This is a genomic window from Nocardiopsis oceani, from assembly GCF_054777395.1.
Map to the genome: position 1 here is coordinate 1 of NZ_BAAHAR010000106.1, position 3,219 is coordinate 3,219.

At 63.9% G+C, this 3,219-nt stretch carries 5 protein-coding genes; 3 read left to right on the forward strand and 2 right to left on the reverse strand.

Translation table 11 applies throughout. The features are described 5' to 3' along the window. Positions 1 to 115 precede the first annotated feature (115 nt). Both ACYVDG_RS32520 and ACYVDG_RS32525 read right to left on the reverse strand, forming a co-directional pair. A complete protein-coding gene (locus ACYVDG_RS32520) occupies positions 116 to 616 on the reverse strand; it encodes a hypothetical protein (RefSeq protein WP_460764050.1) in 501 nt (166 codons plus the stop codon). A gap of 273 nt (positions 617 to 889) precedes the next feature. Further along, the gene (locus ACYVDG_RS32525) at positions 890 to 1,264 is read right to left on the reverse strand and encodes a hypothetical protein (RefSeq protein ID WP_460764057.1); all 375 of its coding nucleotides are present in this window, start codon (positions 1,262 to 1,264) and stop codon (positions 890 to 892) included. Positions 1,265 to 1,474: 210 nt separating this feature from the next. On the opposite strand from ACYVDG_RS32525, the gene ACYVDG_RS32530 reads away from it, so the two are divergent. The 3 genes from ACYVDG_RS32530 to ACYVDG_RS32540 form a co-directional block, all read left to right on the forward strand. Further along, a complete protein-coding gene (locus tag ACYVDG_RS32530; RefSeq protein WP_460764062.1) occupies positions 1,475 to 2,323 on the forward strand; it encodes a helix-turn-helix domain-containing protein in 849 nt (282 codons plus the stop codon). After that, complete coding sequence (locus ACYVDG_RS32535; protein WP_460764065.1) at positions 2,323 to 2,577, forward strand: DUF397 domain-containing protein; 255 nt, start codon at positions 2,323 to 2,325, stop codon at positions 2,575 to 2,577. Before ACYVDG_RS32530 ends, ACYVDG_RS32535 begins: the two co-directional genes overlap by 1 nt. Positions 2,578 to 2,828: 251 nt before the next feature. Continuing rightward, positions 2,829 to 3,219 (forward strand): helix-turn-helix domain-containing protein (locus tag ACYVDG_RS32540; protein ID WP_460764068.1); only part of this gene is annotated, 391 nt, incomplete at its 3' end.

Consider the following 3,219-nt stretch of genomic DNA (forward strand, 5'->3'; position numbering starts at 1 on the left):
TTGGCCTTGGCGACCAGTTCCGCGACCAGGGCCTCGTCCGACCTGCCAGTATCCGTCTTGACCTGCGTCTTGTCACTCATGGTGCACTCCTACCCTCTTGGAGTTACACCCTTATCTATACAGTCCCGATCTGCGGGGCGAGTCCGTCACAGGTGGACTCGACTTCGAGGTGCCCCATGAGTGACGGTTCGACGTCACCGTTCTCGTCATCGATGCCGTCGTCGTCACTGATGCCGTTGTCGTGGCCGTTGCCGTCTTCGGAGCACTCTGCGGGCTCGGACCAGGTGTGCGTCCACACCTGACCTTCGTGGCCGTGCTCGTTGGTGTAGGTGACGCTGATTTCGCCCGCGTCCGTCTCGTAGAAACCGGAGGCGGCCTGACCGGGCACCAGTGTCTCAGCCCAGTCGTCGCCCTTCTCGGTACTGGCGGACCAGTCGTAGTTGGCGTCCAGCTCACCGCCGTCACCGGAGACGGCGGTGACATCGGTGCCGTCACACCTGTCGCTGAAGGTGACGTAGGCGCCGGTGTCGGCGGGGTCCGCGGCGGCGGGGGCGGCGAGGGAGAGCGCGAGGGCGGCGCCTCCGATGAGGGCGGCCGAGCGTAATAGTGTCAACACGGAGGGCTCCAGGGCTAGCAGGGAGTACAGGAACGGCCGGGGCCCTGGGCCGGGGAAGAGGTGCGGCTTGCGAGATGTAAGACGCACGTTCTCGGCAAGAGGTGCACGTGCATACAGAGTTTCTTTTAGCAGTTCAGAGCGCATGCGATGAAGGAAACAAACACCCTACGAACCCACCAGTCAGGAGTGGGTCCCGCGCACGCGGGGGCGGAAGTTGGGGCAGCCCCACCCCGGGGGTGGGTGGGGCCTGAAGTGCAGCTTGGAGGCGGCTGGTCAGCCGAGCTGGGTGCGTGCTCGGTCGAAGGTGCGGCCGAGTTCGAAGAGGCGGACGAGGTGGCTGGCGGCTTGGACGGTGGTGGACAGGTCCGCCATGTCCTCGCCGATGGTGAGCTCGACGCTGCCGATGCGGTCGGGGTCCAGCTTGACCTGCATGCTCAGGTCCTCGTCATCGACGACCAGGAAGTCCGGCGTCTTCCGGTCGAAATCCTGAACCCGCAGGCCAGTGGCGCGGAGCAGGTCGCGGATGGCGGCGCAGTAGCGCATGAACTGCTCGGGCGAGAGGACCAGCGGGTCCTCGTCGTCGATGGAGGTGTCGACCTTGTCCCAGTCTTGCGGAACAATAGGTGTAGGGATGTGAACGTCGTTCATGGCGCTCCGTCCTCTTAGGCCGCCTGAGGTGGGTGTAGAGGGACCAACTCGTGTTCCCACCCCAGGCGGCTGCTTGTGTTTCAGCGGGCAGGGCGCTGAAGAGTGCTCGCACCCTGTGAGACCTGCCTCACCTAGTGCTAGGCTGATCTAGGTCAAGTCATTAGTCAAGCTGTAGGTACAATTTTCCTAGACAGCTTCAGGGAGATGCGGATGCCCAAGCGGAAGCCGACCCTGCGTGCGCAGTGGCTGGGGAAGATGCTGAAAGAGCTGCGGGAACAGAACGGTCTCAAGCTCACGGATACGGCTGAGTACTTGCAGCGAAGCTTCTCCGCTATCAGCAAGTTCGAGTCGGGTGCCCTGCCCGTCCGCGAGCCTGAGGTGCTGGCGCTGATGGACCTCTACGGAGTGGAAGGCGAGCGGCAGCGGGCAGCCCTTCTCAGGCTCTCCAGCGAAATCAGTAAGACCGGCTGGTGGGAGAAGTACTCGTCTGAGGTGGCGGACTGGTTCGTTGACTACATGTGGTTGGAGAGCCGCGCCGAGCGTATCCAGGCGTTTGACGTAACGCCTATCAACGGGCTGTTGCAGACACCCGCATACGCGGAAGCACTGTTTCGTGCTGCCAACCCGCATGATTCATCCGCTCAGATCGAACGAGGCGTCGAGCTCAGGATGTCACGGCAGCGGGTTCTCGAAGGTGAGAACGCCACAGAGCTGGAGATTCTCGTTGAGGAGGCCGCCCTGCGCCGCGTCGTGGGTGGGTGGGAAGTGATGAGGGATCAGCTCAGGCACCTGCTCGCTCAGCTGGAGCGAACCAACGTCAAAATTCGAGTGATCACTTTCGAATCAGGTGCCTTGGTGAGCCCTGATGGCGGGTTCCGACTGATCCACATGGCTGACCCGTTTCCCCTGATTGCCTACGCTGTTAGCCCTGCAGGTGGTTTCTACATGGAGTCCGATGCCGCAGTTGGACAGGCCGCCACTTACGATCGGCTGCGAGGGATGAGCTTGAGTCCTGAGGACTCGGCCGCGTTCATCGCGGCCTTGGAGAGGAATCAGTAATGAACCGCGACACGTCAGCCGTCAAAGGTTGGCGCACCAGCAGCTACAGCATGAACAGCGGCGGCAACTGCGTCGAGATCGGCTGGCACATCAGTAGCTACAGTCCCGACGGCGGGCGTAGCTGTGTCGAAGCCGGTCCCGTCCTGAACGAGCCCCAGCGGTTCGCCGTGCGTGACTCCACGCAGCGGGACCTGGGCTACCTCTCCTTCCCCTCCACAGAGTGGGCGGCCCTCCTCGGCAGCGCGGTGCGTTAACCGCTCACCTCCTCCACCACCGATCCACTCACCCCCACCTCCACCCCTAACCCCCAAGACCCTGTGGGGCGGTCACCGGTACGTCCGGCGGCCGCCCCACTGCTGTGTTCGGGTCCGCTTGGCGCGTCTTTGATCTGGTTTTTTGGCGGTGCAGACCCCGCCCCTTCAGGGCGGGGATAGCCGCCCCCACCTAGAAATGTCACACCCTCCCACTACGGTCCTATCCAAGATCAACAGGGGAGGTGTGTGCTGTGCTGACTGGATTCCGGTACCGGCTGGCGCTCACCGACGCCCAGGCTGGCCAGTGCGCCGAGTACGGCGATATCTGCCGTGCGGTGTGGAACACCGCCCTGGCCCAGCGCCGCCACATCAGGGACCGGTGGCAGCGCGGCTATGCCGCCCCCTACTGCGGCTACCACCTCCAAGCTGGGCAGCTGGCCCAGGCCAAGGCCGAAGAGACCTGGCTGCGGGCGGCCCCCGCGCACATCCTGCAGCAGACCCTCAAAGACCTGGACCGGGCCTGCACCGAGCACGGCACCTTCAACGTCAACTTCCGGCCCAAACACCACTGGAAGCCCTCCTTCCGCTTCCCCAACGGGCCAAGCATCACCGTTGAGCGCCTGGGCCGCACATGGGGGCAGG

Excerpts from the sequence above, each read along its gene's own strand:
- ACYVDG_RS32525 (WP_460764057.1), bottom strand. The coding sequence starts at position 1,264 with ATGAACGACGTTCACATCCCTACACCTATTGTTCCGCAAGACTGGGAC.
- ACYVDG_RS32530 (WP_460764062.1), top strand. The coding sequence starts at position 1,475 with ATGCCCAAGCGGAAGCCGACCCTGCGTGCGCAGTGGCTGGGGAAGATG.
- ACYVDG_RS32535 (WP_460764065.1), top strand. The coding sequence starts at position 2,323 with ATGAACCGCGACACGTCAGCCGTCAAAGGTTGGCGCACCAGCAGCTAC.